Below are 26,128 nucleotides of genomic sequence, written 5' to 3'. Positions count from 1 at the left end.
CGTGGTGACGGCGTGCTGCACCCAGGAGCGTCGCCATCCCACCACGAAGGAGAAACCCCTTGATTTCCACCCCCGCACTGGTCGCACCGAGCGCCGGAGCCGCCTTCGAGGCCCGGACCGTCGAGCACCGTGACCTGCGTGACGACGACGTCCTCATCGACATCGCGTTCGCCGGCATCTGCCACAGCGACATCCACCAGGTCCGCGAGGAGTGGGGCAGCGCGATCTTCCCCATGGTCCCCGGCCACGAGATCGCCGGTGTCGTGTCCGCCGTCGGTGACGGCGTCACGAGGTACCAGGTCGGCGACCGCGTCGGGGTCGGCTGCATGGTCGACTCGTGCGGCGAGTGCGAGCACTGCAAGGACGGCGAGGAGCAGTTCTGCGCCAAGGGCGCGGTCATGACCTACAACGGCACGGGCTACGACGGCGAGCCGACCAAGGGTGGCTACGCCCAGCAGGTCGTCGTCTCCGAGCGCTTCGCCGTCGGCATCCCCGACGGCATCGAGCTCGACGTCGCCGCCCCGCTGCTCTGCGCCGGCATCACCGTGTGGTCGCCGCTCAAGCGCTGGGGTGCCGGCCCCGGCAAGAAGGTCGCCGTCATCGGGCTCGGCGGCCTGGGCCACATGGCCGTCAAGCTCGCCGCCGCCATGGGCGCCGAGGTCAGCGTGCTCAGCCGCACCGACGCCAAGAAGGGCGACGGCGAGGCGCTCGGCGCGACGCACTACTTCGCGACCGGCGACGACGGTGTCCTCAAGGGCCTCAAGGGGACCTTCGACATCATCATCAACACGGTGAGCGCCGACCTGCCGATGCAGACCTACATCGGCCTGCTGCGCCCGCTCGGTGTCATCGCCAACGTCGGGCTGCCCACGGGCAACTACGACTTCGCACCCGGTGCCGTCGTCGGCGGCAGCCGCGTCGTGGCCGGCTCGAACATCGGCGGCATCCCCGCGACCGCCGAGATGCTGGCCTTCTGTGCCGAGCACGGCATCGGCGCGACGGTCGAGACGATCTCGGCCGACGAGGTCGACGCGGCCTACGACCGCGTCGTGGCCGGCGACGTGCGCTACCGCTTCGTCATCGACACCGCGACGATCAACGCCTGACGCGAGACCCGTAGCCGCCGCAACACACCGAACAGGTCACAACACCCCGGGATCCGATCCCGGGGTGTTGTGACTTCCACGGTGTGTTGCGTCAGGACGGGGCGGGGGTGGACGGCGGGTCGAGCGCGGGGAGGCCGTCGATGGACGTCGCGTTCTTCGTCGCGCGGTAGGTCGCCAGGCCGTCGTCGCCCCGGTTGCCCGCCCACCGCGTGAGCAGGTCCCGGTCGCGGTCGTGGCTCATGAACGGCACGGCATAGCCGCACGAGTCGGAGACGCGCTCGACGTCGATGACGACGACGCCCCGGGCGCCGGGGTGGTCGGCGAAGAGCCCGCGGTACGAGTCGAACTCGGCCTCACCGAGCGGCACGTGGCGGCCCGTCCCGTGCAGCCGCACGATGTTCGGTGGCCCCTCGAACGCGCAGAACATGACGGTGATGCGACCGTTCTCGCGCAGGTGGGCCACGGTCTCGGAGCCGCTGCCCGTGAGGTCGAGGTAGGCGACCTCGTGCTCGCCGAGCACCGCGAAGGTGCCGGGCAGGCCCTTGGGGGAGAGGTTGACGTGACCGTCGGCGGCGAGCGGCGCCGTCGCGACGAAGAAGAGGTGCTGCGCCTCGATGAAGGCACGCAGCCTCTCGTCGATGCCATCGTGCAGCTTCATGGGTGGGCCTCCTCGGTGCCGGCGTCTCGCTCCAGCGTAGGAGCCCCGTCGCGAGGCCGACCCGGGCTGACCGCAGCGTGGACCGCCCGGGTGCTCCGGAGGCGTCGGGATGCGCGAAGGCCCGGGCGGGACACCGTCTGGTGTCGACCGCCCGGGCCTCTCACGTGCTCGGTGCGACGTCAGCCGATGCGGCTCGACGTCGCGGCGTCACTCGGCTGCTGCCGTCGCCGGCGCGGACTCACCGCGACCGGCACCACCACGGCCGGCGCCGCCACGACGGCGACGACGCGGCGGGCGCGAGCCACCCTCGGCGGCGTCGGACCCGCTGTCGGGACCGTTGCCGGCAGGAGCCGACGCCTCGGAGCCACCGGCCTCGCCTGCGGCTCCGGCGGCCGCAGCGCCGGCACCACGGGTGCGACGGCGGTTGCGGCTGCGACGGGGGCGGCTCTCGCCACCGTCGCCGGCCGGCGTCTCACCGGCGTCGGACGGGCCGGACGCTGCGTGGACCTCGGCCTCGCCGCGGTCGGAGCGCGAGCGCCCACGGTCGCCGCGGTCACCACGGTCACGGTCGCCACCTCGGTCACGGTCGCCACGACCGGCACCGGCGCGCGCGCCGGACTTGCCGTGGCGCTTGCCCGTCTCCCCGAGGTCCTCGATCTCCTCGGCACCGAGGCCCGCGAGCTTCTGCTGCGAGCGACGCAGGCGGCCCTTGGCGTCGGTGGGGATGTCGAGGTCGCTGTAGAGGTGGTCGGAGCTGGAGTAGGTCTCCTGCGGCTCGGGGATGCCGAGGTCGAGCGTCTTGTTGATGAGCGCCCAGCGGTGCAGGTCGTCCCAGTCGACGAAGGTCACGGCGACGCCGGTGTTGCCGGCACGGGCCGTGCGGCCGATGCGGTGCAGGTAGGTCTTCTCGTCCTCGGGGCACTGGTAGTTGATGACGTGCGTGACGTTCTCGACGTCGATGCCGCGGGCCGCGACGTCGGTGGCGACGAGGATGTCGACCTTGCCGTTGCGGAAGGCGCGCAGCGCCTGCTCGCGGGCACCCTGCCCGAGGTCGCCGTGGATCGCGGCAGCCGCGAAGCCACGCTCGACGAGCTCGTCGGACACCTTGGCGGCGGTGCGCTTGGTGCGGCTGAAGATGATCGTCAGCCCGCGGCCGTTGGCCTGGAGCATGCGCGAGAGCATCTCGACCTTGTCCATGGCGTGCGCACGGTAGACGAACTGCTCGACGGCCTTGACCGTGTGGGCGTTCTCGTTCTCGTCGCCCATCGCGCGGATGTGAGTCGGCTGGGACATGTAGCGGCGGGCGAGGGCCACGATGGCGCCCGGCATCGTCGCGGAGAAGAGCATCGTCTGGCGCGAGGCCGGCGTCAGCGACATGAGGGTCTCGACGTCCGGCAGGAAGCCGAGGTCGAGCATCTCGTCGGCCTCGTCGAGCACGACGGTGCGCGCCTGCGACAGGTCGAGGTGGCCCTGCTTGGCCAGGTCGATGAGGCGGCCGGGCGTGCCGACGACGACCTCGACGCCCTTCTTGAGGGCCTCGATCTGCGGCTCGTAGGCGCGGCCGCCGTAGACGGTGAGGACGCGGACGCCGCGCTTGCGGCCGGCCCGCTCGAGGTCGCTCGCGACCTGGACGGCGAGCTCGCGCGTCGGGGCTACGGCGAGGGCCTGCGGCTTGCCCGGACGGGCCTGCTCGTCGAAGCCGGCGTCGCCGGGGGCGAGGACGCGGTTGAGGATCGGCACGCCGAACCCGAGGGTCTTGCCGGTGCCGGTCTTGGCCTGGCCGATGATGTCGTGGCCGCCGAGGGCGACCGGAAGCGTCATCGCCTGGATGGGGAAGGGGTGGACGATCCCGTGCTCGGCGAGCGAGGCGACGATGTCGGGGTGGACGTCGAAGTCGGCGAAGGTCAGCTCGGGGGCGACCGGCTCCTCGGCCGCGGGGGTGAGCGGCTCGGCCGACTCGGTGGGGGCCTCGGGAGCCGTGTCCGCGACCGTCTCGGCGACGGTGGGCTCGGGCGCGTCCGTGGCGACCCCCGCGTCGGCGGGGGTCTCGTGGGGCTGGGTCATGGGCATCTCTCGATCGGCACGAGCACCCCGACGGTGCGGGAGCTCAGTGGCGCGTGACGGGCCGATCGGAGACTGTCAGGGACGGTGGGTGGCTCTCGCACTGCATGGACGCGGTGCGGGCTCCACCGGTGCGCGGGAACTCCGCGAGCACCATCTGGGCAAACCATCGGGCCGACCGGGCACCGAGTTGTCAAGCCCAGTCTACCGGCATGCGGGCAGAACGCCCGAACTCCTTCACTAGATTGGGCGCATGAGCGACGACGCGACGCCCGGACCCCACGTCGACACGGACGGTGAGAGCCACGAGGAGAGCATCGACGAGCCCGGCTACCTCGCTGCCGTCACGGACCTGCTCGGTGCACTCGCGTACGGCGAGCTGCGTGCCTTCAGCCAGCTGGCCAAGGACGCCGAGCTCGCGCCCACGCTGCGTCACAAGTCGGCGCTCGCCGTCCTCGCCGCCCACGAGCTGAAGAACTACTCAGTGCTCACCGAGCGCCTCCAGTCCCTCGGTGTCGAGCCGGAGTCGGCCATGGAGCCGTTCGTGCCGGCCGTCGACGCCTTCCACGAGCGGACGGCGGCCTCGGACTTCCTCGAGGGACTCGTCAAGGCCTACGTCGGCGAGGGCATCGCCCAGGACTTCTACCGCGAGATCTCGCGCTACGTCGACGAGGACACCCGCTCGCTCGTCGTCAGCGTCCTCGAGGACACCGGTCAGGCCGACTTCGCGGTCACCGTCGTCCGCGAGGCCATCGCCGCCGACCCGCGTCTCGCGGGCCGGCTCGCCCTCTGGGGCCGTCGTCTCGTCGGGGAGGCCATCACCCAGGCCCAGCGCGTCGGCGTCGAGCGTGACGCCCTCGCAAGCATTCTCGTCGGTGCCCCCGGGCGTGCCGGGGCGGACCTCGCCGAGCTCGGCCGCATGTTCGCGCGCCTCACCGACGAGCACTCCCGCCGGATGGAGCGCCTCGGCCTGTCGGCCTGAGAGGGCGTATGCCGTCCCGCCGGCCACCCGACGGAGGCCGGAGTGCCCGGGACCGGTCGACACGGCATACCCGTGCGTCGGGTGGATATGCCGAAGGGCCCGACCGCGTGCGGTCGGGCCCTTCGGTCGTGCGGTCGGTCAGACCGACTTGTGGCTCATGCGTCCGTAGAGAACGATGATGATCGCCGCCACGATGGCGCCGAGGATCAGCGGGATCCACGCGATGCCCGAGTTGTTGGAGTAGCCGAGCTGACGCACGACGAACGTCACGATGACGTTGGCGACGATACCGATGAGGATCGTCACGACGAGCGAGATGTTCTGCTTGCCAGGGAGGATGAGGCGGCCGAGTGCACCGATGATGGCACCGACGATGATGGCCCCGATGATTGTTCCGATCATGTGACGCTCCTTCTGGCCGCCACGTGGGCGACCGCTTGGTCCGCGAGGGGTGCGGACAACACATGCGACGAGATCAATGTCCCATCGCGTGGGGCTGGTGTGGTGGATGTGGCGCCTGCCAATTCCACGAGGATTCGCCCGCGAGGGGACGAAGGGGACGAGCGACCCGGGTCCGGGGCCCGTCGGAAAGCGTCAGCGCGTCTGGCGGTTGCCGGTGATCATGCCGTAGCCGACGATGAGCGCGGCTGCGACGACGACGCCGATGAGGCCGGAGATCCAGTCGATCCCCTTGGTGTCGTTGACCCCGGTGGCCTTGTAGTAGATGAACGCGCCGATCAAGGAGCCGATGGCACCGAGGACGACGGTGAGCAGGACGCTCATGTCCTGCTTCCCGGGGAGCACCAGCCGGGCGAGCGGTCCCACGATCGCACCCGCGACGAGGGCGGCAAGGATGGTTCCGATCATGTCTACGCTTCCTCCTTCGAGCCCGCCGGGCGGGCGGGGACGAACCGGCGATCCCGGCTCGTTCCTCCACCTTGTACCCGCATGGTCGCTTTGGGCCACACCCGACGTGAGACGTGTCGGGACGCCGGTCCGACGGGCATGACGAAGGCCGCCGACCATGGTGGTCGGCGGCCTTCGTCATGCCTGTACAGCCCCGTGCTCGGGCGGTGGCCCTCCGGCGGGTCACACGGCGGTCGCCGTGGCCGGGACCGGGACTGTCGGCAGGGTCGTGCTCCTCGGGTGCGTTCAATGAGCGCCGAAGCCGACTCCTGACTTGCGCTCGGCACCTGTCGTCACGTAGCCGATCGAGGCGGACGGGACCATGATGCGACCGCCCTTGTCGTCGGTCAGCTCGAGGGCCTCGGAGCCGAGCGACGCCTTGACGGCGGCGAAGATCTCGTCGCTGCTCTGGCTCGTCTCGAAGGTGATCTCGCGTGCCACGTTCTGCACGCCGATGCGGACCTCCACGTCAAACCTGCTTTCTCAGTTCTGGTGGACGCGGTCGACCGCGTCCTGTCGTCACCTTAACGAGCCGGCGTGCCGACCGATTCCCTGGCCGCGCCGCCGGGCCTGTCGCCCTCGTCGCCCCGGCCCTCGCCCCGTCCGACGACCGGGAACGCACCGAAGCCCCGGCGGATCAGCGCGGCGGTGAGGCGGACGGCCGTCTCCTTGGAGAGCGTCGCCTCGTGGGTCAGCCAGTGACGGGCCGACGTCTGCGCCAGGCCGACGAAGGCCACGCCGACCAGGACGGCCTCCTCCTGGTCCATCGAGGTCTCGCTGCGGATGATCTCGGCCATCGCCTCGGCGCACGTCAGGTCGATCTGGTCGAGGCGCCGACGCACCTCGGGCTCGTTGGCGAGGTCGGACTCGAAGATGAGCCGGAACGCCGCGCCCTCCTGACCGACGAAGTCGAAGTAGGCGCGCGTCATCGTGTTGATGCGGGCCTTGTTGTCCGACAGGGCCAGGGCGTCGCGGACGAGCTGCTCGAGCTCGCCGGTGTGCTGGTCGATGAGCGCGAGGTAGAGCTCGAGCTTGCCGGGGAAGTGCTGGTAGAGCACCGGCTTGGACACCCCGGCCCGCGCGGCGATGTCGTCCATCGCTGCAGCGTGGTAGCCGTTCTCGACGAAGACGCCGAGCGCGGCGTCGAGCAGCTGGGCGCGCCGCTCCGATCGGGGCAGCCGCTGGCCGCGGCCCGGCGGGGTGGTCTCGTCTGCCATGCGGATCCTCTTCGGGTGTCGGCGCGATGCTCGTCGGTCCTCGGCGTCCGCCCCCGCAGACGACCGTGTCCGTCTCACCATACCGAGCAGTACGGTGAGGACATGTCGACGGATCCGCTGGTCAAGACGGGTCGGGCGCTCAGCAAGGCCGAGACGACGAGGTACGCCCGCCACGTGCTGCTGCCCGACGTGGGCCGCGACGGACAGGAGCGCCTGGCCGCCGCCCGGGTGCTCGTCGTCGGTGCCGGTGGTCTCGGGTCGCCCGCGCTGCTCTACCTCGCCGCCGCGGGGGTCGGCACGATCGGGGTCGTCGACGCCGACGTCGTCGACCTCACCAACCTGCACCGTCAGGTCATCCACTCGGACGCCGACATCGGCCGACTCAAGACCGAGTCCGCGGAGGCGGCCGTCCACCGCGTCAACCCGCACGTCGAGGTGGTGCGTCACGACGTCGCGCTCGACTCGGCCAACGCCCTGGGGATCATCGGCGACTACGACCTCGTCGTCGACGGCACCGACAACTTCCCCACTCGCTACCTCGTCAACGACGCCTGCGTCATGCTCGGCAAGCCGCACGTGTGGGGCTCGATCCTCCGCTTCGACGGCCAGGTCTCGGTGTGGTGGGCCGGGCAGGGGCCGTGCTATCGCTGCGTCTTCCCCGACCCGCCGCCGCCCGGCTCGGTCCCGAGCTGCGCCGAGGGCGGCGTGCTCGGGGTCCTGTGCGCCGCCATCGGGTCGATCCAGTCGACCGAGGCCATCAAGCTCCTGCTCGGCATCGGCGAGCCGCTCGTCGGGCGGCTCGTGGTGCACGACGCGCTACGCCAGACCTGGGACACCCTGACGGTCCGGGCCGACCCCGAGTGCCCGGTCTGCGGCGACGAGCCGACCGTCACCGAGCTCATCGACTACGTCGAGTTCTGCGGCGTGCCCGGTGCTGCGGCCCACGACGAGGGCGACCTGCCGACGGTCACCGTCCGCGACATGGTGGGAGAGCTCGCCGCCGACGACCCGCCCCTTCTCGTCGACGTCCGCGGCGACGAGGAGCGGGCCATCGCCTCGATCCCCGGTGCCGTCGCCATCCACCTCGACCGCTTCCGGTCCGGGGAGGCGTTCGACGAGCTGCCCACGGACAGAAGGGTGCTCATCCACTGCAAGGTCGGGGGCCGCTCGGCCGAGGCGACGCGGCTCGCGCTGCGCGCGGGGCTCACGGACGTCGCGAACGTCGAGGGCGGCATACTCGCCTACCTCCGGGAGATCGACCCGAGCCAACCCGAGTACTGAGAGGACGCCCGTGCCGCTGGAGGACCACGCCGAGCGCGTGCTCGACCTCGTCGCGACCATCCCCGAGGGGCGGGTGCTCGCCTACGGCGACATCGCCAAGCGCCTCGGCGGCATGGGTCCGCGCACGGTCGGCACGGTGATGAGCCGCTACGGGTCCGACCTGCCGTGGTGGCGGGTCATCCGGTCCGATGGTCGGCCGCCGCAGGGCCTCGAGGACGAGGCGCTCGAGCACTGGCGGGCCGAGGGGACGCCCATGGTGGGCGGGCTCGTCGAGGGTGGCCGCGCCGACATGGGTCGGGCGCGCTGGGACTTCGGCGGAGCGCCGGCCGCGTCCGGTGACGGCGGGGGAGCGGGGCCGCGCGGTGGCCTCCACCACGTCGAGATCTGGGTCGACGACATCACGGCGGCGACGCGCGAGTGGGGCTGGCTGCTCGGACGGCTCGGCTACCGCCTCGGTGACGACTGGGGGCACGGACAGGCGTGGGAGCTCGGCTCGCTCTACGTCGTGGTCGAGGCCGGCCCCGACGTCGTCGCCGGACGCCACGAGCGCACCCGTGCGGGCCTGAACCACCTTGCCTTCCATGGCGGTTCGCGCGCCGAGGTCGACGCGCTCGTCGACGCCTGCGGCGAGGGCGGCTGGACTCTGATGTTCGCCGACACGCACCCGTATGCCGGTGGCACGCAGCACTACGCCGCCTACCTCGAGAGCGGCGAGGGCTTCGAGGTCGAGGTCGTCGCAGGCTGAGCAGGGACGGCCCGGGTCCGCCGGCCCGGACCTGCGGGACGGGCTCTTCGGAGCAGTCAAAGACTTGATTTGTTCCAGAAAGGGCGGAAGACTCGGGACATGACCGGAGCCGACGTCGAGGTGCAGCTGCGCGAGGCGGGTCTGCGCGTGACGCGCCAGCGCGTCGCCGTCCTCACGGTCCTGCGCGACCACCCGCACACGGACACCGACACCGTCATCCGTCGAGTCCGCGAGGTCGCCGGCGACGTGTCCCATCAGGCCGTCTACGACGTCCTGCGCGCCCTCACCGACGCCAGTCTCGTGCGCCGCATCCAGCCGACGGGCTCCGTCGCCCGCTACGAGGTGCGCGTCGGCGACAACCACCACCACGTCGTGTGCCGGTCGTGCGGTGCCATCGCCGACGTCGACTGCGCCGTCGGCCACGCCCCCTGCCTCACGGCATCCGACCCTCACGGATTCGTGATCGACGAGGCCGAGGTGACGTACTGGGGCACCTGCCCTGCGTGCGCCGCCGCGGCCGCCTCCTGAAGTTGCCCACCCCAGAAAGAGAAGGACGTCCTCGTGTCTGAGCTCAACCAGCCCAACGCCGAAGTCGGCGAGATGAACGAGCCCGAGGCCAGCAAGTGCCCCGTGGCCCACGACCGGTCGACCCGCCCCGCGGGCACGAGCAACGAGGACTGGTGGCCCAATCGCCTCGACCTCAAGATCCTGGCCAAGAACCCCGCGGTGGCCAACCCCAACGGGGCCGACTTCGACTACGCCGCGGCCTTCAACAGCCTCGACCTCGCCGCCGTCAAGGCTGACATCGCCGCCGTGCTCACCGACTCGCAGGACTGGTGGCCCGCCGACTTCGGCCACTACGGCCCCTTCATGATCCGCATGGCGTGGCACAGCGCGGGCACCTACCGCGTGCAGGACGGCCGCGGCGGCGCCGGCTCCGGGCAGCAGCGCTTCGCCCCGCTCAACTCCTGGCCCGACAACGGCAACCTCGACAAGGCCCGCCGCCTGCTCTGGCCGGTCAAGAAGAAGTACGGCCAGAAGCTCTCGTGGGCCGACCTCATGGTCCTCACCGGCAACGTCGCCCTCGAGACGATGGGCTTCGAGACGTTCGGGTTCGGCGGCGGACGCGAGGACGTCTGGGAGCCGGACGCCGACGTCTACTGGGGCTCGGAGGCCGAGTGGCTCGGCGACGAGCGCTACACCGGCGACCGTGACCTCGAGAACCCCCTCGCCGCCGTCCAGATGGGCCTCATCTACGTCAACCCCGAGGGCCCCAACGGCAACCCGGACCCGCTGTCCGCAGCCCGCGACATCCGCGAGACCTTCGCCCGCATGGCGATGAACGACGAGGAGACCGTCGCCCTCATCGCCGGCGGCCACACGTTCGGCAAGACGCACGGCGCCGCCGACCCGCTGAAGTACGTCGGCACCGAGCCCGAGGGCGCACCGCTCGAGGAGCAGGGCCTCGGCTGGAAGCAGTCCTACGGCACCGGCAAGCTCCAGGACGCCATCACCTCCGGCCTCGAGGTCACGTGGACGCCCACGCCCACGCAGTGGGACAACACCTTCTTCGACATGCTCTTCGGCCACGAGTGGGAGCTGTCCGAGAGCCCCGCGGGCGCGGCCCAGTGGGTGGCCAAGGACGCCGAGGCGATCATCCCGGCGCCCGACGAGGGCGGCGCCAAGCGACTGCCCACGATGCTGACGACGGACCTGTCGCTCCGGGTCGACCCGGCGTACGAGCAGATCTCCCGCCGCTTCCACGAGAACCCGGCCGAGTTCGCCGACGCCTTCGCCCGCGCGTGGTTCAAGCTGACCCACCGCGACATGGGCCCGGTCGAGCGCTACCTCGGCCCCGAGGTCCCGCAGGAGGAGCTGCTCTGGCAGGACCCGCTGCCCGCGGCCACCGGCCAGGCGATCGGTGCCGACGACGTCGCGACCCTCAAGCAGGCCATCGCCGACTCCGACCTGACCGTCACCCAGCTCGTCAAGGCCGCGTGGGCGTCCGCGTCGACGTTCCGCAGCAGCGACAAGCGCGGGGGTGCCAACGGTGCCCGCGTCCGACTCGAGCCGCAGAGCGGCTGGGACGTCAACGACCCCGCCGAGCTCGCCACCGTCCTGCGCACTCTCGAGGGCATCCAGGCCGACTTCAACGGCCGCGGTGGCGCCACCGTCTCGCTCGCCGACCTCATCGTCCTCGGCGGCAACGTCGCGGTCGAGCAGGCCGCTGCCGCAGGCGGCGTCACCGTCGAGGTGCCCTTCCGCGCCGGCCGCGTCGACGCCACGCAGGAGCAGACCGACGTCGAGTCGTTCGGCTACCTCGAGCCGAGGCACGACGGCTTCCGCAACTACGTCGGCAAGCCCGGTCGCGTGCCCGCCGAGTACCTCCTCGTCGACCGCGCCAACCTGCTCGGCCTCTCGGCCCCGCAGATGACGGTCCTCGTCGGCGGCCTCCGCGTCCTCGGCGCCAACACCGGCGGCTCGAGCACGGGTGTGTTCACCGACCGGGTCGGCACGCTGACGAACGACTTCTTCGTCAACCTCCTCGAGCTCGGCACGACGTGGACCGCCGCGAACGAGGGCGGCGACACGTTCACCGCGACGAACGCCGCCGGCGAGCAGACCTGGACCGGCAGCCGCGTCGACCTGCTCTTCGGCTCCAACTCCGAGCTGCGGGCCCTCGCCGAGGTCTACGCGAGCGACGACGCCGCCGAGAAGTTCGTCCACGACTTCGTCTCCGCGTGGTCGCAGGTCATGGAGGCCGACCGCTTCGACGTCAGGTGACGGCCTGACGCACCGCACGGGGCCCGGGACGGCGTATGCCGGCCCGGGCCTTCGCGTGCCCGCTCGGCAGCGGGCGGCTGGGTCCCGGGCGGGTCAGCGAGGGCCCGGGTCGCCGCGGAGGGAGCACCGGGCCGGTCCGCTGGGACGGGGCGGACGGCATACGGCGTCGGGTCGTGCGCGGGTGTCGGTCGGGCGTGATGGAATCCTCCGGTGGTCATCCTCCGTCGAGCTCCAGCCCTCGCCCCGGCGCAGGTGCGGCTCGACGAGCGGCAGCAGGCCGCGCTCGACTCCTCGGCCCGGGTGCTGCGGGTCCTCGGCGGACCGGGCACCGGCAAGTCGACCCTCGCGGTCGAGCTCGTCGTCGACGCCGTGCGCCGGCAGGGGCTGCGGGCTGACTCGTGCCTCGTGCTCACCTCGAGCCGCAGCGCGGCGGCCGCGCTGCGCCAGCAGGTCACGGCGCGGCTCGGCGGCACGTCGACCGAGTCGCTCGCGCGGACGTGGCAGGCCTTCGGCTTCGGGGTGCTCCGGGCCGAGGCGGCGCTGCGCGGCGACCCACCGCCGAGGCTGCTCAACGGCCCCGAGCAGGACGTCATCCTGCGCGACCTGCTCGCCGGGCACGCCTCGGGGGAGGTGCGCGGGCCGGCGTGGCCCGAGCAGCTGCGCGAGGCGCTGACGACCCGCGGCTTCCGCAACGAGCTGCGCGACCTGCTCATGCGCTCGGTCGAGCTGGGGCAGGGCCCCGACGATCTCGCCCGTCTGGCCGACGAGCACGACCGGCCCGAGTGGGCGGCGGCGGCGCACGTGCTGCGCGAGTACGACCAGGTCACCTCGTTCAGCCGGCACGGCTCCTACGACCCCGCCTGGGTGCTCACGGCGGTCGCCGAGCTGCTCGACGACGACCCGTCCGCGCTCGACCGGCTCCACGACCGCATCCGCCTCGTCGTCGTCGACGAGGCCCAGGAGCTGACGTCTGCGGCCGCACGGCTGCTGCGCGTCGTCGCCCGCGCGGGTAGCCCCCGGGTGGTCCTCCTCGGCGACCCCGACGTCGCCGTCCAGACCTTCCGCGGCGCCGACCCGCGCTTCCTCGCCGACGGCTGGACCGATCTCGTCGGGAGTGGGCGCGACCCCCGCTTCGTCGGCGGGCTCTTCGACCTCATCGACGACGCGGCGGACGGTGCCGAGACCGTCGTGCTCGACCGCACCCACAGGCTGGGTGAGGACATGGTGGGGGTGGCCGACCGCGTCTCGCGTCGCATCGGGGCGCTCGGCGGCGGCGAGCAGCGCCGGGTGTCGTCGGCGACCGCCGACCCGTCGCGGGGCACCGTCGAGGTGGCGCTGCTGCGCTCCGCCGCCCAGGAGACGGCTCATGTCGCGGCCCTGCTGCGCCGGGCCCACCTCGTCGAGGGCGTGCCCTGGACCGACATGGCCGTCGTCGTGCGCGGATCGGGGCGCGCCGACGCGATGCGTCGCCTGCTCGGGCAGGCCGGGGTGCCGGTCCAGGCCGGCAGCGCCGAGACCCCGGTCCGCGACGAGAGCGCGGTGCGCCCGCTGCTGCAGCTGCTCGACGAGAGCATCGCCATCGCCCGCGCCGAGCACCGCGGCGAGACCCACGTCATCGACCCCGTGCGGGCCGCCGACCTCGTGCTGTCCCCGGTCGGGGGGAGCGACACCGTCGGCCTGCGACGCCTGCGACGGCTGCTCCGACAGGACGAGCTCGCCTCGGGCGGTGGGCGGTCCAGCGACGAGCTGCTCGCCGAGCTGCTCCAGTCGCAGCCCCGCGCCCGGATGCTCGGGTCGACCGCACGGCCCGCCGAACGCATCGCGACGGCGCTCGCCGCCGGCGCCGCGGCAGCGCGCGTCGCCGACGACGGCCGGTGGGCGCGCGGGGTCACGGCCGAGTCCGTGCTGTGGGCCATCTGGCAGGGTGCGGGGGTCGCCGACGGGTGGCGGCGACAGGCGCTCTCCGGCGGCACGTCGGGCGAGCGGGCCGACCGCGATCTCGACGCCGTGCTCGCGCTCTTCGACGCTGCGGGCGCGTTCGTCGACCGGTTGCCGACCGCCGGCCCCGACAAGTTCCTCGAGCACATCCAGGGCCAGGACGTCCCCGGCGACACCCTGCTCGTGGGAGGTCAGTCCGGTGGCCGGGTCGCGCTGCTGACGCCGCAGACCGCCGCCGGCCGGCAGTGGCGCATCGTCGTCGTCGCCGGCGTGCAGGAGGGCGTGTGGCCAGACCTCCGCCTGCGCGGCTCCGTGCTCGGGTCCGAGGACCTCGTCGACGTCGTCGCCCAGCGACCGCTCGGCTTCCGCGCCGCCCAGGCGGCGGTGCGCTACGACGAGACGCGCCTCTTCCTCGTGGCCGTCACGCGCGCCACGGAGCGCCTGCTCGTCACCGCCGTGGGCAACGAGGACGAGCAGCCGTCGGTCTACCTCGACCTCGTCGACCCTCCCGCGACGACGCGGCTCGCCGACGAGGTGAGGCCGCACTCCGAGGTCGCGCGCACCATGACCCTGCCGGGGCTCGTCGGCGAGCTGCGGCGCGAGGCCGTCAGCCCCGACCCCGGCGTCGCCGAGCCCGCCCTCAACCTGCTCGCAGCCGCGGCGCGCGAGGGCGTGCGCGGAGCCGACCCGACGTCCTGGTGGGCGCTCCGGTCGGTCACGAGCGAGCGTCCCGTGCGCCGACCCGACGAGCCGGTGCCGGTGTCGCCCTCGAAGGTCACCTACTTCGCCGAGTGCGGGCTGCGCTGGTTCCTCACGTCGGTCGGCGGCGAGGGCGTCTCCCTCGGCGCGGCCTCCGTGGGCACCTTCGTCCACGACATCGTCGCCGAGCTGCCCGACGCGCCGCTCGAGGAGCTCAAGCAGGAGGTCGACGACCGCTGGGGACGCCTCGGGCTCAAGCCGGGCTGGGTCACCGATCGCACCCACCAGGAGGCGCACGACATGGTGGCGCGGTTCGTGGCCTACCGGGCCGGCGCCGAGCGGGACTGGGAGCGCGTCGGCATCGAAACCGACTTCCGCGTGGAGGTCGGGCGTGCCGTCGTGGCCGGGCGCGTCGACCGCATCGAGCGCGACGCCGAGGGGCGCCTGCGCATCGTCGACCTCAAGACCGGCAAGTCCAAGCCGACCAAGGCCGAGCTCGCCCAGCACGGCCAGCTCGGGGCCTACCAGGTGGCCGTCGAGGAGGGCGGTTTCCCCGCGCTCGGCGACCGCAGTGCCGGCGCAGCGCTCGCCTTCATCGGCAAGGGCGGTCTGTCCGGACTCAAGCCGAGCGTGATGCCGCAGCCACCGCTCGCAAGCAGCGACGACCCGACGTGGGCACGGACGCTCGTCGAGTCGACGGCCGAGGGGATGGGCGCCGCTGAGTTCCGCGCCGCCCAGGGCAAGGCGTGCGAGACGTGTCCCGTGCGGTCGTCCTGCCCGGTCCAGCCCGAGGGGGACGCGCTGTGACCACCACTGCTGACGCCACGGAGGCACGGTCCGCGACGACCGTGCGGCACAGCGCTTTCGACATCGCCGCGGCCCTCGAGATGCCACCGCCCACCGCCGAGCAGGCGGCCGTCATCGAGGCGGGGGCCCGTCCGTTGCTCGTCGTCGCCGGCGCCGGCTCGGGCAAGACCGAGACGATGGCGGCCCGGGTCGTGTGGCTCGTCGCCAACGGCCTCGTCGACCCCGACCAGGTGCTCGGCCTCACCTTCACCCGCAAGGCCGCGGCCGAGCTCTCCCAGCGCATCGCCAAGCGCCTGCGTGGCCTCGAGCGGGCCGGCATCTGGACACCGCCTGCCGACGACGGCACGGGCGCCGAGGTGCTCGGCGGCACCCCGACCGTCTCCACCTACCACGCGTATGCCGGCCGGCTCGTCCGCGAGCACGCGCTCCGGGTGGGCATCGAGCCGGAGTTCCGCATCCTCACCGAGGCCGGGGCGTGGCAGCTCGCCGCCGAGGCGGTGTCGCGCTGGGACGGCCCGATGGACGACGTCGTCAAGAGCGAGGCGACCGTCATCCAGGCCGTCATGGCGCTCGCCGGCGAGATGGCAGAGCACGTCCGCACGCCGGTCGAGGTGATGGACCACCTCGACGCCGTGCTCGCGCGCCTCGACGCCCTGCCCGACGGGGAGGGCCGTGGATCGCTCACCGCCGCGCGAGACGCGGTCGGGGTCCTGCGCGAGCGCCGCACGGTGCTGCCGATCGTCGAGGCCTTCCTCGCCCTCAAGCGTGAGCGTGAGTCCCTCGACTTCGCCGACCAGATGGCCATCGCCGCCCGGCTCACCCGGTCGGTGCCGGCCGTCGGTCAGATCGAGCGCGAGCGGTTCCGGGCCGTGCTGCTCGACGAGTTCCAGGACACGTCCGAGGCCCAGCTCGAGCTGCTCCGCTCGCTCTTCCACCACCCCGGGGTGGCGCTGACCGCCGTCGGCGACCCCAACCAGTCGATCTACGGATGGCGCGGCGCGAGCGCGACCACCCTGCTGCGCTTCCCGTCCGAGTTCGGCGGCGACGAGGGTCCCGCCGACGTCCTGCCGCTGTCGACGAGCTGGCGCAACGACTCGCTCATCCTCGACGCGGCCAACGCCGTCGCCGCGCCGCTCGCGACCGAGCACGTGCAGCCGCTGCGACCACGGCCCGGGGCGGGGGTGGGGACCATCGAGGTGGCCCGGCTCGAGACCGCCGAGGAGGAGGCCGACCACCTCGCCGCCTGGATCGCCGCGCACTGGTTCAGCCCGAGCGGCCGGCGCACGGGACGCAGCGCGGCCGTGCTGTGCCGGCGACGCTCGACCTTCCCCGTCGTCCTCGAGGCGCTCCGCCGCCACCAGCTGCCCGTCGAGGTCGTCGGCCTCGGCGGCCTGCTCGTCACCCCCGAGGTCAGCGACCTCGTCGCCGCCCTGTGGGTGGTGCAGGACCCCAGCCGGGGCGACCAGCTGATGCGCCTGCTGACCGGGCCCGTCGTGCGCCTCGGCGCGGCCGACCTGGCCGGGCTGTGGGCCTGGGCACGTGAGCTGCACCAGCGGGCACCGCGAGCAGGGACCACGACCTCGACCGCACCCGACCGGGCGGAGGCCGGCGCCGCCTCCGCGCAGGCGAGCCCGGGGCCAGTGGCCTCGGGCGGCCAGCCACCTGCGGGTGACCGCGCAGTCGACGACGGCGTCGCGGGCGACGGCGTGCCGGACGACGGCGTGGCGGACGACGGCGTGGCGGACGACGGCATGGCGGACGACGGCGTGGCGGAGGCGGCGAGTGCCGATGGCGCCGAGGCCCCCACCGGCGACCGCCGGGGCTCGGACCTCGCGGCCGACAGTGCCGACACCGCCACCCTCGTCGAGGCCCTCGACGACCTGCCTCGCGCCGGGTGGACCGGGCGCGACGGCACCCGCATCGGCGACGAGGCGCTGGCCCGCCTGCACGACCTCGGCGACGTCGTGCGGCGGCTGCGTCGGCTCACGGCCCTGCCCCTCGTCGACCTCGTCGCCGAGGCCGAGGTCGCCATCGGGCTCGACATCGAGGTGCTCTCACGACCCGAGCACACGGCCTCCACCGCCCGCGTGCACCTCGACGCCTTCGCCGACGTCGCGGCGCGCTACGCCACGACGGCCGACCGGCCCACCCTGTCCGGCTTCCTCAGCTGGCTCGACGCCGCGCGCGACCAGGAGCGCGGCCTCGACGCCGGGCACTCCGAGTCCGACGCCGACGCCGTCCAGGTCCTGACCGTCCACGCGGCGAAGGGGCTCGAGTGGGACGTCGTGGCGGTCCCGACCCTCGTCGAGGGTGTCTTCCCGGCGCACGGCGCGACCGCGGTGGCGCCCGTCGCCGACAGCGAGCCCACGGCATACGCCTGCTCGGGGGACGTCAAGGACAAGGGCTGGCTCATCGGTCTCGACTCGCTGCCCTACGACCTGCGCGGTGACCGGGCCGGCCTGCCGCACCTCGACTGGCGCGGTGTGCCCGACCGCAAGGCGCTGAGCGTCGCCATCGACGCGTTCGTCCTCGAGGGCGGGCGGCATGCCGTGGCCGAGGAGCGGCGTCTCGCCTACGTCGCGCTGACCCGAGCGCGCGCCTCGATGCTCCTGACGACCCACCTCTGGGGTGCGGCGAAGAAGACGTTGTCGGTGCCGTCACGCTTCCTGACCGAGGTCGAGGAGACCCTGCCCGGGTCCGTCGTGCGCACCGCCTGGGCACCCGACCCCGAGCCGGTCCTCGACGCCAAGGGCAAGGCGTCGGCACCGACCAACCCGCACCTCGCCGTGCCGATCTCACAGCTGTGGCCGCACGACCCGATGGGGGCGAGGCGCGCCGGCCTGCTCGGCGCGCACCGACGGATCGCCGCCCTCGTCGACGCGGGTCTCACCGTGCCGCAAGGGGATCCACGCGTCGACGACCTCCGCATCCTGCTCGCCGAGCAGGCGGCCCGACGGTCTCGTGCTGAGGCCGTCGTCGATGTCCCGCGCCACCTCTCGGCATCCGCGGTCGTGTCGCTGGCCCGGGACGCGGAGGCGTTCGCCATGTCCCTGAGGCGCCCCATGCCGAGCCCGCCGGCCGTCGCCGCGCGGCAGGGCACGGCCTTCCACGCATGGATCGAGGAGCACTACTCGCGCGCCGCCTTCGTCGACCTGCTCGACCTCCCGGGCAGCGCCGACGAGGGGGCGGCCGACGACGGCCACCTGGACGGGATGAAGGAACGCTTCCTCGTCAGCGAGTGGGCCGACCGCATCCCCGAGGAGATCGAGATGTCGATCGAGACGGTCATCGACGGGATCGCCGTCCGCGGCAGGGTCGACGCCGTCTTCCCGCGCGACGACGGCGGCTGGACGGTCGTCGACTGGAAGACGGGTGCCAGGCCGACCGGGCGCGACGCGACCGTCCGTGCGCTCCAGCTCGGCGCGTATGCCGTCGCCTTCGCCCGGCTGCGCGGTGTCGACCCGTCGCTCGTCGACGCGGCGTTCTACTACGCGGGGGAAGGCGTCACCGTGCGTCCCGACCTGCCGGGCGAGGCCGCCCTCGTCGACCTGCTCCGCACCCTCCCCGACTAGCCGTCGCTCGAGTGAGCGCCCCGTCCCACTCGAGTGAGCGCCCGGTCCCAGTCGAGTGAGCGCCCCGTCCCAGTCGAGTGAGCGCCCCGTCGCAGTCGAGTGAGCGCCCCGTCTCAGTCGAGTGAGCGCCCCGTCGCAGTCGAGTGAGCGCCCGGTCCCAGTCGAGTGAGCGCCCGGTCCCAGTCGAGTGAGCGCCCCGTCCCAGTCGAGTGAGCATGTCGTCACTCTGGCCCCAATCCGGGGCGCACGTGTCGGGTGTGCACGCGGGGTCAGTTCGACGTGCAGGGGTGGCAGGCCCCGCGGGCGCGTGGGGTGAGGGCTCACTCGAGTGGGGTTGGGCGCTCACTCGAGTGGGAACAAGCGCTCACTCGAGTGGGAATAGGCGCTCACTCGAGTTGGTGGTGGGTGGGTCAGGGGTGCTCGTGGGGGCGGTGCTCGACGGGGACGAAGTCGGAGGCGCCCTCGTGGAGGTCGAGCACGCCGTCGGCGTCCTCGGGCAGGGCCTCGACCTCGTCGATCTCGAAGGTGGAGGCGTCGGCGTCCGCGGCCATGAGCGGCACCGGCTGGGACTCCTTGACGGCCTCGCCGTGCCACGGCTCCGGCTCCGGCTCCGGCGCAGACGCGCCGTCGGCGACCGGGGCCACGCCGTCAGGGCTGGCGCCCGCCCCCGGTGACCCATCCTCCGTCGCCCGCGGGGTCGCGGGCGGCTCGGTGTCCCACGGGTCCGACGTGACGGTGGGCTCGGGTGGTGGTGACTGCAGGGATGGGTCCGCCGTCGGCTCGACGCTCCAGGCTGTCCCCGCCGGGGGTGTCTGCGGGTCGTCGAGCAGGGAGGTCATCGAGATCGCCTGGGTCTCGCCGAGCATCGGGAAGGGCACGTGCGGCTGGGTCGCGTCCCACTCGGGCTCGGGTCGCTCGGGGTCGTCGGGGTCGAGGACAGCCGCGGCGCGCTCTCGGGCCTGCCGGGTGCGCTCGCTGCGTTCGGCGTCCTCCTGCGCGTGGCGGCGGTCGTCGTCCTCGACCCGGCCGTCGAGCGCGCGCAGCTCGTCCGCCGTGCGCTCGACGACGTCGAGCTGCCCGGAGGCGAGAGCGTGGAGCAGGGTCCGCAGCGGCGCCATCTCGGCCGCGAGCCGAGCGCGGCGCACAAGGTGCACGTCGGGTCGCTCGATGCGCGACTCGGCATAGGCCTCGAGCACGGCATCGAGCGTCTCGGCCGGCGCGAGACTGGCGAGCTCGGCGAAGTCGTCCGCCGGGTCGCCGACGCGGCTGGCTTCCCAGGCCAGGACGCCGCGCACGTGACCGCTCGATGAATCGTCATCGTCGTCGAAGGAGGCGAGGACGTTCTCGCCGGTGAAGGTGCCGTGGACCGTGGTCGGGGCGAAGCGCCACAGCGAGACGTCCTCGAGGGCGTGCTCCCACCGCGTGAGGAGCCCGGTGGGCACGTGTCCTGTCGCGGCGGCCCGGTCGAGCTCGGACAGCTGGCGCCGGCGGTACGCCTCGGCGTCGTACGTGGGTCGCCCGGCCTCCTCGTAGAGCAGGTGCTCGACGTTGTGGATGTGCGCGAGGGTGCGACCCACCTCGGCCGTCAACGGTCCCGGACGGAGCCCCGCGAAGTCGAGGGGGCGACCGGGGACCCGCAGGTAGACGGCCGCTCGGCCCTCCGGCACCTGGGCGAGGCCACGGACCATGGGCATGGCCACGTCGAGCCGCCGCCCGAGCAGACCGGACAGCGCGGAGATGTCGTCGAGCATCGCGCCGGCCGCCGACGTGCACGGCGCCTTGACGACCCAGCGGCGGTCCTGGCTGTCCTGGACGTAGGCGATCTCGAAGAGGTCGCCGGAACGGCCCGGGACACCCTCCACCGTCACCGGGTCGAGGCCCGGCACGGCCGAGCTCGCCAGGGCGGCGAGGAAGAGCGGGCTGCGCGTCACGTGTCCACCGTAGGTCGAGCAGCGCGCCGAGCGTGGGAGGCGACGCCCGCGCCGGTCGGTTCGGTGCAGGCTCGACACCGGTGCTCCGGTGCCGGCTCGCCGCCCTAGGGTGGGTCGCGTGGCAGTGACCGACGAGACCCTGGCCGACCTCGCGCTCTCGCGCAGCTCACTGGACCGGGTGGCGCTCGAGCGTCGGCGACCCGAGGTCCTCACCGAGCTGCTCGACGACCCGCAGACCCGGGTCGCCGAGGTCCGCGGTGACCGCATGCGGGTGTCAGCCCTGGGTGCAGCCGGCGCAGGGGGCGGTGGTGACGACGGTCTGACGCTCGTCCTGCGCGCCCCCGAGCCCGAGGACCACGCCCGTCTCGGACTGCACCTCGGCCGCGACGGCGACGGGACGGCATACGTGGGCGTCGTCTCGACGGACGACGAGAACCCGGCCGACGACCCCGACCGGCGGCCCGACGGCTGGCTCACCCTGCGGCAGGCGGGCGAGGCGCTCGCACCCCGCGACGCAGGAGTCTTCACGACCGCGCTGGCGCTGGCCAACTGGCACGCGACACACCGCTTCTGCCCGCGCTGTGGCGCCCCGACCGAGCCCCGGCAGGGTGGCTGGGTGCGGCGCTGCGAGCGCGAGGGCAGCGAGCACTACCCGCGCACCGACCCGGCGGTCATCATGTCGGTCGTCGACCCGGACGACCGGCTGCTGCTCGGGCGGGGGGCGCACTGGCCCGAAGGGCGCTTCTCGGTGCTCGCCGGCTTCGTCGAGCCGGGGGAGTCGTTCGAGTCCGCGGTCGCCCGCGAGGTCGCCGAGGAGGTCGGCATCACCGTCCAGGCGGCGCGCTACCTCGGCAACCAGCCGTGGCCGTTCCCCTCGTCGGTGATGATCGGTTTCGAGGCGACGACGCGCGCGACGGAGCTGACGATCGACCCCGTCGAGATGGCCGAGGCGCGCTGGGTGAGCCGTGAGGAGTACCGCGACCTGCTCCGCGACGGCTCGATCCGCACGCCGAGCGGCATCTCCATCGCCAAGCGGATCATCGAGCACTGGCTCGGCCAGACGGTCGAGTCCGTCGTCGAGCCGGGGACGCCGACGGGCTTCTGAGCGCGGTGGGCGCGGCCCTCAGCCCGCGAGGCGCGAGCGCACCTCGGCGAGCGAGGGGTTCGTCGCGGCCGAGCCGTCGGGGAAGACGACCGTGGGGACCGTGCGGTTGCCGCCGTTGACGTGCTCGACGAAGTCGACGTGCTCGGGGTTGGCCTCGAGGTCGATCTCGGTGAACGGCACCCCCTCGCGGGTCAGCTGGCCCTTGAGGCGGGTGCAGTAGCCGCACCACGTCGTCGTGAACATCGTGATCGAGCCCTCGTCGGGCGTGACCTGCGTGGACTGGGGCATCGGTTCCTACTCGTGTCGCGACGTCGTGCGTGGTGGTGGGGACGGTCGACCGCGGGCGTCCTCCCTCGGTGCAAGGATGACCCCATGGCCAAGCGCGGCGCAAAACGATCCCCGAGGATGGACCTCGACGTCTACGAGACCGAGGTCCGTCGACTGCAGGCCGAGCTCGTCGCGTTCCAGGAGTGGGTGCGCGCGACGGGTCAGCGGGTCGTCGTCGTCTTCGAGGGGCGGGACGCCGCCGGCAAGGGATCTGCGATCAAGCGGATCACCGAGTACCTCAGCCCTCGCGTCGCCCGCATCGCCGCCCTCCCGGCGCCGACCGACCGCGAGAAGACGCAGTGGTACTTCCAGCGCTACATCGCGCACCTGCCCGCGGCCGGCGAGATCGTGCTCTTCGACCGCTCCTGGTACAACCGCGCCGGCGTCGAGCGGGTCATGGGCTTCTGCACCGACGAGCAGTACGTCCGCTTCCTCGAGCAGGCCCCGCTCTTCGAGCAGATGCTCGTCGACGACGGAGTCATCCTGCGCAAGTACTGGTTCAGCGTCTCCGACGTCGAGCAGGAGCGACGCTTCCGCAGCCGCGCCAAGGATCCGATGCGCCAGTGGAAGCTCTCACCGATGGACCTCGAGTCCATCACCCGGTGGGAGGACTACTCCGAGGCCAAGGACATCATGATGGCGGCGACGAGCACCGACTGGGCGCCGTGGCACGTCGTCGAGTCCGAGGACAAGCGGCGCTCGCGGGTCAACGTCATGCACCACCTGCTCAGCTCGATCCCGCACGCCGCGGTGGCTCCCGTCGTGCCGCCCGTGCCCGAGCGCCCGGCGCCGCGCGGCTACGAGCGCCCACCGCAGCACGAGCAGAACTACGTGCCGGACCACGCCGCGAGCGTGCTGGCCACCTCGAAGGGAGATCACTCCTGAGCGCAGTCCCCTCCGCAGACCAGATCCTTGCCGGTCTCGACCCCGAGCAGCGCGAGGTCGCGATGGCCCCGCCGGGTCCGCTGTGCATCCTCGCGGGTGCCGGCACGGGCAAGACCCGCGCCATCACCCATCGCATCGCGTATGCCGTCCACTCGGGTGCGCAGCAGCCGCAACGGGTGCTCGCGCTGACCTTCACGGCCCGCGCCGCGGGCGAGATGCGCACGCGCCTGCGCGGGCTCGGGGTGCAGGGCGTCCAGGCCCGCACCTTCCACGCCGCCGCGCTGCGGCAGCTGCACTTCTTCTGGCCGCAGGCCATCGGGGGAGCGGCGCCCGAGGTGATGAGCCACAAGGCGGCGGCCGTCGCCGAGGCGGCGAGCCGGCTGCGCATGCAGTTCGACCGCACCACCGTCCGCGACCTCGCCGCCGAGATCGAGTGGGCCAAGGTCAACCTGCTGACGCCGCAGTCGTATGCCGCGCGCGCCCGTGAGCAGCGCCGCGAGCCCCCGGGCCTCGACCTCACGGCCATGGCACGCCTCTTCGAGGCGTACGAGGACGTCAAGCAGCGCCGAGGCGTCATCGACTTCGAGGACGTGCTGCTCCTGACCGTCGGCATCCTCGACGAGCGCGAGGACATCGCCCGCACGGTGCGCGGCCAGTACCGCCAGTTCGTCGTCGACGAGTACCAGGACGTCAACGACCTTCAGCAGCGCCTGCTCGACCAGTGGCTGGGGGAGCGCAAGGACCTCTGCGTCGTCGGCGACCCGGCCCAGACGATCTACTCCTTCACCGGGGCGAGCCCGCGGCACCTCGTCGGCTTCCCCCAGCGCTTCCCGGGCGCCCAGGTCGTGCGCCTCGTGCGCAACTACCGCTCGACGCCGCAGATCGTCGGGCTCGCCAACACCATCGTCGCGTCCGGCACCCAGGCGGCGCGCGACGGGGCGATGCGCCTGCTCGCCCAGTCCGAGCCGGGCCCGGCGCCGGAGCTGACGAGCTATCCCGACGACCCTTCGGAGGCCGCGGCGGTCGCCGAGCGGATCCGCACGCTCGTCGCCAACGGCCACCAGGCGGCCGAGATCGCGATCCTCTTCCGCACCAACGCGCAGTCCGAGGCCTTCGAGTCGGCTCTCACGGACGCCGGGGTGGCCTACCTCGTGCGGGGCGGCGACCGCTTCTTCGCCCGCAAGGAGGTGCGCGACGCCGTCCTGCTCCTGCGCGGTGCCGCCCGCAGCGACGACGGCGAGAAGCCGCTCGGTGAGATCGCCCGCGACGTCATCACCGGCGCGGGCTGGTCGCACGAGCCCCCGTCGGGCAGCGGGGCCACCCGCGAGCGCTGGGAGTCGCTGACGGCCCTCGCGACGCTCGCCGACGACATCGCCGCAGCGGCACCGGAGGCCCGGCTGCCCGAGCTCGTCGCCGAGCTGGAGCGGCGGGCGGCCGAGCAGCACGCCCCGGCCGTGCAGGGCGTGACGCTCGCCAGCCTGCACGCCGCCAAGGGCCTGGAGTGGGACACCGTCTTCCTCGTCGGTGCCTCCGACGGCCTCATGCCCATCTCGATGGCGGAGGGCCCCGACGCCGTGGAGGAGGAGCGGCGCCTGCTCTACGTCGGGCTCACGCGCGCCCGCAAGCAGCTGTTCCTGTCATGGTCCGGTGCCCGGACGCCCGGAGCCCGGGCCACGCGCCGCGTCTCGAGGTTCCTCGCGCCGGCGGCCGACATCCTCGGCCAGGGCGCCCGCAGCGAAGCGCGGTCGGGCGGGTCCAAGCGGTCCGCGCCGAAGGTGGCACCCCTCGCGCACTGCCGCAGCTGTGGCGCCGAGCTCGCGTCCGCGGCGCAACGCAAGACCGGGCGCTGCGACGACTGCCCGCCCACCTACGACGAGGCGACGTTCGAGCGGCTGCGCACCTGGCGCCTGGCCGTTGCGCGAGAGGCGAGCGTGCCGGCATTCGTCGTCTTCACCGACGCGACGCTCACCGCGATCGCCGAGGACGCGCCCTCCGACGAAGGAGGTCTGTCGGTCATCAGCGGCGTCGGCGCGCGCAAGATCGAGCAGTACGGCAGCGACGTGCTCGCCATCCTGGCCGGTGCAGACCCGCAGGATCTCATCGAAACCCGTTCTGCGGCAAAGGAATCCGCGGGTTAGGGGCATCGGCGCAAAATAAGTTCGGAAAACTTCGTTAAATCAGTTGTTCGCCCGCGAGGCGCACGCGTACCCTTGACGAAGTCAAGCCCAGTGGTCTCGGTGGCCAGCTGGGGCCCGTGAGCAGAAGTGAGGAGGTCGGCCTGATGGACAACACCACGATGACGATGAACGCAGTCTCCTGCGTCCTTTCCGTGCGTCTGCGGCCGACCACCGGCGATGTCCGCCTGGCGGCCACGCACGCTCCGGAGCAGGGGACCACTGTGTCCATCGCCGCCGTCATGGGCGGCCGCGTCGCCGACTTCCGCGCTCCGATCCAGGGAGACGTCTCGGTCGCCGGCCTCACGTTCGCCCGCGCCTACAAGACTCTCGATGTCGTTCGCTCCCGCTCTGGGAGGCCACCGGTCTGACAAGACCAGAAGCCTCACCTCCAGGCCGCGAACCCGACATCACCGGGTCCGCGGCCTTCGTGTTTCCCGGGGGAGTTCCCCGGCCGAATGCCGCTCCCACGCCGCACCACCCGACACCGACAGATGAGCACCCGACCGGGTGCCTAACAGATCAGGGACACAGATGACTCCCCGGATGCCGAGCAGCAGGACCGAGACGCGCACCACCGGTGCAGGTCTTCGGGCCAGACCAGACACGAGTGAGCAGGGGCTCCCCACCACGGGCGCCCAGGAGACGGAGGTGAGAACGATGCAGCTGAGCGAACTGATCGACATGAGAACCGAGGCGGAGCAGGTCGGCGAGACCATTCCGTGCCGCGACTACGACGCGGAGCTCTGGTTCGCCGAGCGACCCGAGGACGTCGAGTTCGCCAAGACGCTCTGCGGGCTCTGCCCGGCGCGCGTCCAGTGCCTCGCCGGCGCCCTCGAGCGCCAGGAGCCGTGGGGAGTCTGGGGCGGCCAGCTGCTCGTCCAGGGCGCCATCGTGGCTCGCAAGCGGCCCCGCGGCCGTCCGCGCAAGCACCCCGTGGCTGCCTGAGC

The 26,128-nt window shown here is 72.8% G+C and carries 21 protein-coding genes; 13 read left to right on the top strand and 8 right to left on the bottom strand.

The features are described 5' to 3' along the window. Positions 1–59: 59 nt before the first annotated feature. Positions 60–1,106 carry an NAD(P)-dependent alcohol dehydrogenase gene (locus tag H283_RS0108420; RefSeq protein ID WP_020143078.1) on the top strand — a complete coding sequence of 349 codons (1,047 nt, stop codon included), beginning with the start codon at positions 60–62 and terminating at the stop codon, positions 1,104–1,106. Between the two features lie 91 nt (positions 1,107–1,197). On the opposite strand, the gene H283_RS0108415 is transcribed toward H283_RS0108420, so the two are convergent. Further along, on the bottom strand, positions 1,198–1,764 hold the full coding sequence (locus tag H283_RS0108415) for a pyridoxamine 5'-phosphate oxidase family protein (RefSeq protein ID WP_020143077.1): 567 nt from the start codon (positions 1,762–1,764) through the stop codon (positions 1,198–1,200). Positions 1,765–1,971: 207 nt separating this feature from the next. Continuing rightward, on the bottom strand, positions 1,972–3,828 hold the full coding sequence (locus H283_RS0108410; RefSeq protein ID WP_020143076.1) for a DEAD/DEAH box helicase: 1,857 nt from the start codon (positions 3,826–3,828) through the stop codon (positions 1,972–1,974). A 250-nt stretch (positions 3,829–4,078) separates the two neighbouring features. On the opposite strand from H283_RS0108410, the gene H283_RS0108405 reads away from it, so the two are divergent. Continuing rightward, complete coding sequence (locus H283_RS0108405; RefSeq protein ID WP_020143075.1) at positions 4,079–4,807, top strand: ferritin-like fold-containing protein; 729 nt, start codon at positions 4,079–4,081, stop codon at positions 4,805–4,807. A 138-nt stretch (positions 4,808–4,945) separates the two neighbouring features. Here the strand turns inward: H283_RS0108405 and H283_RS0108400 are convergent, their stop codons facing one another. The 4 genes from H283_RS0108400 to H283_RS0108385 all read right to left on the bottom strand — a co-directional run bounded on the left by H283_RS0108400 (position 4,946) and on the right by H283_RS0108385 (position 6,930). After that, the gene (locus tag H283_RS0108400) at positions 4,946–5,209 is read right to left on the bottom strand and encodes a GlsB/YeaQ/YmgE family stress response membrane protein (protein WP_020143074.1); all 264 of its coding nucleotides are present in this window, start codon (positions 5,207–5,209) and stop codon (positions 4,946–4,948) included. A 192-nt stretch (positions 5,210–5,401) separates the two neighbouring features. After that, positions 5,402–5,674, bottom strand: a complete 273-nt coding sequence (locus tag H283_RS0108395) for a GlsB/YeaQ/YmgE family stress response membrane protein (protein WP_020143073.1) — start codon at positions 5,672–5,674, stop codon at positions 5,402–5,404. Between the two features lie 285 nt (positions 5,675–5,959). Next, complete coding sequence (locus H283_RS0108390; protein WP_020143072.1) at positions 5,960–6,181, bottom strand: DUF3107 domain-containing protein; 222 nt, start codon at positions 6,179–6,181, stop codon at positions 5,960–5,962. Between the two features lie 56 nt (positions 6,182–6,237). Continuing rightward, positions 6,238–6,930: a TetR/AcrR family transcriptional regulator gene (locus H283_RS0108385; RefSeq protein ID WP_020143071.1), complete on the bottom strand. Its 693-nt coding sequence runs from the start codon at positions 6,928–6,930 to the stop codon at positions 6,238–6,240. Between the two features lie 102 nt (positions 6,931–7,032). On the opposite strand from H283_RS0108385, the gene moeB reads away from it, so the two are divergent. From moeB to H283_RS0108355, 6 genes are all read left to right on the top strand, one after another. Beyond that, positions 7,033–8,211 carry a molybdopterin-synthase adenylyltransferase MoeB gene (moeB, locus tag H283_RS0108380; RefSeq protein ID WP_020143070.1) on the top strand — a complete coding sequence of 393 codons (1,179 nt, stop codon included), beginning with the start codon at positions 7,033–7,035 and terminating at the stop codon, positions 8,209–8,211. 10 nt (positions 8,212–8,221) lie between these two features. Beyond that, on the top strand, positions 8,222–8,956 hold the full coding sequence (locus H283_RS27145) for an MGMT family protein (protein WP_020143069.1): 735 nt from the start codon (positions 8,222–8,224) through the stop codon (positions 8,954–8,956). A gap of 99 nt (positions 8,957–9,055) precedes the next feature. Continuing rightward, positions 9,056–9,484: a Fur family transcriptional regulator gene (locus H283_RS0108370; RefSeq protein ID WP_020143068.1), complete on the top strand. Its 429-nt coding sequence runs from the start codon at positions 9,056–9,058 to the stop codon at positions 9,482–9,484. A gap of 72 nt (positions 9,485–9,556) precedes the next feature. Next, positions 9,557–11,740: a catalase/peroxidase HPI gene (gene katG, locus H283_RS0108365; RefSeq protein ID WP_081633829.1), complete on the top strand. Its 2,184-nt coding sequence runs from the start codon at positions 9,557–9,559 to the stop codon at positions 11,738–11,740. Positions 11,741–11,950: 210 nt separating this feature from the next. Continuing rightward, a complete protein-coding gene (locus H283_RS0108360; protein ID WP_020143066.1) occupies positions 11,951–15,184 on the top strand; it encodes an ATP-dependent DNA helicase in 3,234 nt (1,077 codons plus the stop codon). Next, positions 15,181–18,756 carry an ATP-dependent DNA helicase gene (locus tag H283_RS0108355; protein WP_020143065.1) on the top strand — a complete coding sequence of 1,192 codons (3,576 nt, stop codon included), beginning with the start codon at positions 15,181–15,183 and terminating at the stop codon, positions 18,754–18,756. The genes H283_RS0108360 and H283_RS0108355 overlap by 4 nt, the downstream gene beginning before the upstream one ends. Positions 18,757–19,166: 410 nt before the next feature. Here H283_RS0108355 and H283_RS24455 read toward each other — a convergent pair whose 3' ends face one another. After that, positions 19,167–20,687 (bottom strand): phosphotransferase, encoded by a 1,521-nt coding sequence (locus H283_RS24455; protein WP_020143064.1) that lies wholly within the window; start codon positions 20,685–20,687, stop codon positions 19,167–19,169. Between the two features lie 118 nt (positions 20,688–20,805). Between H283_RS24455 and nudC the strand changes: the two genes are divergently transcribed. Continuing rightward, positions 20,806–21,792 (top strand): NAD(+) diphosphatase, encoded by a 987-nt coding sequence (gene nudC, locus H283_RS0108345; RefSeq protein WP_156023055.1) that lies wholly within the window; start codon positions 20,806–20,808, stop codon positions 21,790–21,792. A gap of 18 nt (positions 21,793–21,810) precedes the next feature. On the opposite strand, the gene H283_RS0108340 is transcribed toward nudC, so the two are convergent. Next, positions 21,811–22,080 (bottom strand): mycoredoxin, encoded by a 270-nt coding sequence (locus tag H283_RS0108340; protein WP_020143062.1) that lies wholly within the window; start codon positions 22,078–22,080, stop codon positions 21,811–21,813. 84 nt (positions 22,081–22,164) lie between these two features. Here H283_RS0108340 and ppk2 point away from each other — a divergent pair, with 84 nt between their 5' ends. The 4 genes from ppk2 to H283_RS0108320 all read left to right on the top strand — a co-directional run bounded on the left by ppk2 (position 22,165) and on the right by H283_RS0108320 (position 26,126). Then, entirely contained in the window at positions 22,165–23,004 is an 840-nt protein-coding gene (gene ppk2 / locus H283_RS0108335) for a polyphosphate kinase 2 (protein ID WP_028785429.1), read from the top strand. After that, positions 23,001–25,142 (top strand): ATP-dependent DNA helicase UvrD2, encoded by a 2,142-nt coding sequence (locus H283_RS0108330; RefSeq protein WP_028785428.1) that lies wholly within the window; start codon positions 23,001–23,003, stop codon positions 25,140–25,142. The genes ppk2 and H283_RS0108330 overlap by 4 nt, the downstream gene beginning before the upstream one ends. Positions 25,143–25,285: 143 nt before the next feature. After that, positions 25,286–25,549 carry a hypothetical protein gene (locus tag H283_RS0108325; protein ID WP_020143059.1) on the top strand — a complete coding sequence of 88 codons (264 nt, stop codon included), beginning with the start codon at positions 25,286–25,288 and terminating at the stop codon, positions 25,547–25,549. A gap of 289 nt (positions 25,550–25,838) precedes the next feature. Further along, complete coding sequence (locus H283_RS0108320; RefSeq protein ID WP_020143058.1) at positions 25,839–26,126, top strand: WhiB family transcriptional regulator; 288 nt, start codon at positions 25,839–25,841, stop codon at positions 26,124–26,126. Positions 26,127–26,128 lie beyond the last annotated feature (2 nt).

Origin of the sequence: Terracoccus sp. 273MFTsu3.1, assembly GCF_000383675.1 — a bacterium.
Lineage (GTDB): Bacteria > Actinomycetota > Actinomycetes > Actinomycetales > Dermatophilaceae > Terrabacter.
The sequence above is the reverse complement of the archived record's forward strand: the minus strand, read 5'-3'. Positions and strand labels throughout refer to the sequence as shown.

Excerpts from the sequence above, each read along its gene's own strand:
- H283_RS0108415 (WP_020143077.1), bottom strand. The coding sequence starts at position 1,764 with ATGAAGCTGCACGATGGCATCGACGAGAGGCTGCGTGCCTTCATCGAG.
- H283_RS0108410 (WP_020143076.1), bottom strand. The coding sequence starts at position 3,828 with ATGACCCAGCCCCACGAGACCCCCGCCGACGCGGGGGTCGCCACGGAC.
- H283_RS0108405 (WP_020143075.1), top strand. The coding sequence starts at position 4,079 with ATGAGCGACGACGCGACGCCCGGACCCCACGTCGACACGGACGGTGAG.
- H283_RS0108400 (WP_020143074.1), bottom strand. The coding sequence starts at position 5,209 with ATGATCGGAACAATCATCGGGGCCATCATCGTCGGTGCCATCATCGGT.
- H283_RS0108395 (WP_020143073.1), bottom strand. The coding sequence starts at position 5,674 with ATGATCGGAACCATCCTTGCCGCCCTCGTCGCGGGTGCGATCGTGGGA.
- H283_RS0108385 (WP_020143071.1), bottom strand. The coding sequence starts at position 6,930 with ATGGCAGACGAGACCACCCCGCCGGGCCGCGGCCAGCGGCTGCCCCGA.
- moeB (WP_020143070.1), top strand. The coding sequence starts at position 7,033 with ATGTCGACGGATCCGCTGGTCAAGACGGGTCGGGCGCTCAGCAAGGCC.
- H283_RS0108370 (WP_020143068.1), top strand. The coding sequence starts at position 9,056 with ATGACCGGAGCCGACGTCGAGGTGCAGCTGCGCGAGGCGGGTCTGCGC.
- katG (WP_081633829.1), top strand. The coding sequence starts at position 9,557 with ATGAACGAGCCCGAGGCCAGCAAGTGCCCCGTGGCCCACGACCGGTCG.
- H283_RS0108340 (WP_020143062.1), bottom strand. The coding sequence starts at position 22,080 with ATGCCCCAGTCCACGCAGGTCACGCCCGACGAGGGCTCGATCACGATG.
- ppk2 (WP_028785429.1), top strand. The coding sequence starts at position 22,165 with ATGGCCAAGCGCGGCGCAAAACGATCCCCGAGGATGGACCTCGACGTC.
- H283_RS0108325 (WP_020143059.1), top strand. The coding sequence starts at position 25,286 with ATGGACAACACCACGATGACGATGAACGCAGTCTCCTGCGTCCTTTCC.
- H283_RS0108320 (WP_020143058.1), top strand. The coding sequence starts at position 25,839 with ATGCAGCTGAGCGAACTGATCGACATGAGAACCGAGGCGGAGCAGGTC.